This window comes from Petrotoga halophila DSM 16923 (assembly GCF_002924615.1).
The window spans coordinates 1-2769 of sequence record NZ_JALY01000111.1; the positions used below are offsets into that span (position 1 = coordinate 1).

Consider the following 2769-nt stretch of genomic DNA (forward strand, 5'->3'; position numbering starts at 1 on the left):
CCACCCATTAGGATGAAGGAGTTTTGATTTTTTCCCCTGATCCGATTCCTGAAGGATAGAGGAATTTTTAGCTATATTTATACTATTCTTATAGCGTTAAATCTACATGTTGAGTAACAAGATCCGCATTTTATACACTTTTCTTGTTCGATTATATGAGGTTTCCTTAATTCACCTTGTATCGCTTCAGTAGGACATACCCTTGCACAGGCGGTACATCCGGTACAATTTTCTGGAATTATTTCGTACCTTATTAAATTCTTACATACACCCGCTCGACAGTTTCTGTCCAATATATGTTCTTTATATTCATCCTCAAAATACCTATAAGTAGATAGTATCGGATTTGGAGCAGTTTGTCCTAAACCACATAAAGAGCCGTTCTTTACGACATTAGCCAAAGTTAACATATGATCGAGGTCTTCCAATTTAGCATTCCCTGAAGTTATTTTTTCCAATATCTCTAAAAGTCTTACGTTTCCCACACGGCATGTAGTGCACTTACCGCAGGATTCATCAACTGTAAATTGAAGATAGAATTTTGCAACATCTACCATACAAGTATCTTCATCCATAACAATCATTCCACCAGAACCCATCATCGAGCCTAGTGCTTGAAGGCTATCGTAGTCTATAGGGGTATCCAAATATTCTTCGGGAATGCATCCTCCAGAAGGACCTCCAGTTTGAACAGCTTTGAACTTTTTATCCCCCTTGATCCCTCCACCTATATCAAAGATTATCTCTCTTAAAGTTGTCCCCATTGGAACTTCAACGAGACCAACCTTTTTAACGTCTCCAGCAAGTGCAAACACTTTTGTACCTGGAGAATTTTCTGTTCCGTATTGTTTGAACCAATCGGCACCATTGAGTATTATAGGTGCTATATTTGCAAGTGTTTCAACGTTGTTTATCACGGTCGGCTTTTTCCATAGGCCACTATTTGCAGGAAAAGGCGGTTTGTTGGTTGGCTCCCCACGAAGACCTTCTATAGAATGGATCAAAGCGGTCTCTTCACCACAGACAAAAGCTCCGGCTCCCAATCTGATCTCTATATCAAAAGAAAAATTACTCCCTAAAATATTTTCTCCCAGCAATCCATAATTTTTAGCTTGTGAAATAGCTACTTTTAGTCTAGCAACAGCTAAAGGATATTCTGCTCTTATGTAAATAATCCCTTTTTGAGCGCCAATTACGTATCCAGCAATAGCCATACCTTCTAACACAGAATGAGGATCACCCTCTAATACTGATCTATCCATAAATGCCCCCGGATCACCTTCATCTGCATTACATATTACGTATTTTTCGTCTCCTTTAGCTTGCATAGCGAATTTCCATTTCAAACCGGTTGGAAACCCACCACCACCTCTACCTCTCAAATTTGAATCTAAAACTGTTTGAACTACCTCTTTTCTTTTTGAGTTAAGCGCTTTTGCTAAGGCTAAATAACCGTTATTTTTTAAATAATCTTCTATGTTTTCGGGATCGATATTTCCAGCGTTTCTTAAAACGATTCTTACTTGTTCAGGCATCGTTTTACCTCCCTCAAATTGCTTTTTTATGCGTTTCTTCTATTATCAATTCTTCGGCAATTTTTCCTTCTACTAAATGGGTTTTAACGAGAACTTTTACTTTCGCTTTCGTAACGTTACCATACAATACTGGTTCTTTGCCTGGTTCATTAACTTCTACTGTTGGCTCAGCATAGCAGTATCCTAAACAACCTGTCTTAATAACTTCAATGTTTTCTAAGTTTTCTTCTTCTATCTTTTTTAGAAGCTCTTCGTATGTCTCATCGGCTCCTGCTGAGATTCCACAAGTTCCTAAAGCAACTTTTAATACAATTTTATTTTTATTCTCTTTTTCTTTGAGTTCATTTATCAACGATTCTAATTGCTCTAAACTGTTTAATTTAGGCATAGAAATACCCTCCTATCAACTATTTTTCTCTTTGGCTCTATAATCTCTAATTATTCTTCTTACATCGTTTCTTTTAAGTCTCCCATGTACTTTTTCCCCTATTTTTACGACAGGTGCCAAACCACAAGCACCTAAACACCTAACCGGATGAATGGAAAATAATCCATCCTCCGTTACCTCTTCTTCCTCAACATTTAAAATCTTTTTGAACTCGTCTAAGATTTCATTCGCTCCTCCTACGTAACAAGCTGTTCCTAAGCATATACTTATAGGATACTTACCTTTAGGTTTTGTGGAGAAAAAATTGTAGAAAGTTACAACACCATAAACTTGAGAAGATGGGATCTTCAGTTTTTTTGCCACTAATTTTTGCACTTCATTTGGAATATATCCTAGATTTTCTTGAACTTTATGCAAAACTTCAATCAGCAAACTTCTTTTTTCTTCTTCGGTTTTGTTCGTCAAATCGAGTGAATTAAGATAAGTTTCCATGTCTTTTAATTTGCTCTCAAGAAGTTCTTCCATTCATTTCCCTCCTCGTATAATTATATTTTTAGTGTCTTCAGAAACTCTAAAACGTGCATTGTAACTAACTTTTAAAACCTTCAATATTATACTTTTACCTCCTCGCTATATAATCTATTTGATACCATATCTTTATTATCTCGTAAGGAGGTCATTCAATTGTCATTATACAGTAACTCTTCTCAACTCTACTTCGATTTCGTCTACTCTGATTATATGAAAGAACATTCCGAATTTAAGTATCTTCTCGATTTAATCGATATGATCGATTGGTCCGTTGTCCCAGATTTCAGTAATAAGATAGGCAGAACAGGGTACTCC

General features: G+C 36.4%; 3 protein-coding genes. All 3 read right to left on the minus strand.

The features are described 5' to 3' along the window. Positions 1–77: 77 nt before the first annotated feature. From AA81_RS04920 to AA81_RS04930, 3 genes are read right to left on the minus strand one after another with little or no spacing between them, the layout of a single operon-like run. On the minus strand, positions 78–1535 hold the full coding sequence (locus tag AA81_RS04920) for an NADH-ubiquinone oxidoreductase-F iron-sulfur binding region domain-containing protein (RefSeq protein ID WP_103898397.1): 1458 nt from the start codon (positions 1533–1535) through the stop codon (positions 78–80). 13 nt (positions 1536–1548) lie between these two features. Continuing rightward, positions 1549–1923 carry a (2Fe-2S) ferredoxin domain-containing protein gene (locus AA81_RS14405; RefSeq protein WP_103898398.1) on the minus strand — a complete coding sequence of 125 codons (375 nt, stop codon included), beginning with the start codon at positions 1921–1923 and terminating at the stop codon, positions 1549–1551. 15 nt (positions 1924–1938) lie between these two features. Next, positions 1939–2448, minus strand: coding sequence for an NADH-quinone oxidoreductase subunit NuoE family protein (locus AA81_RS04930; RefSeq protein ID WP_103898399.1), 510 nt, complete (start codon positions 2446–2448; stop codon positions 1939–1941). Positions 2449–2769 lie beyond the last annotated feature (321 nt).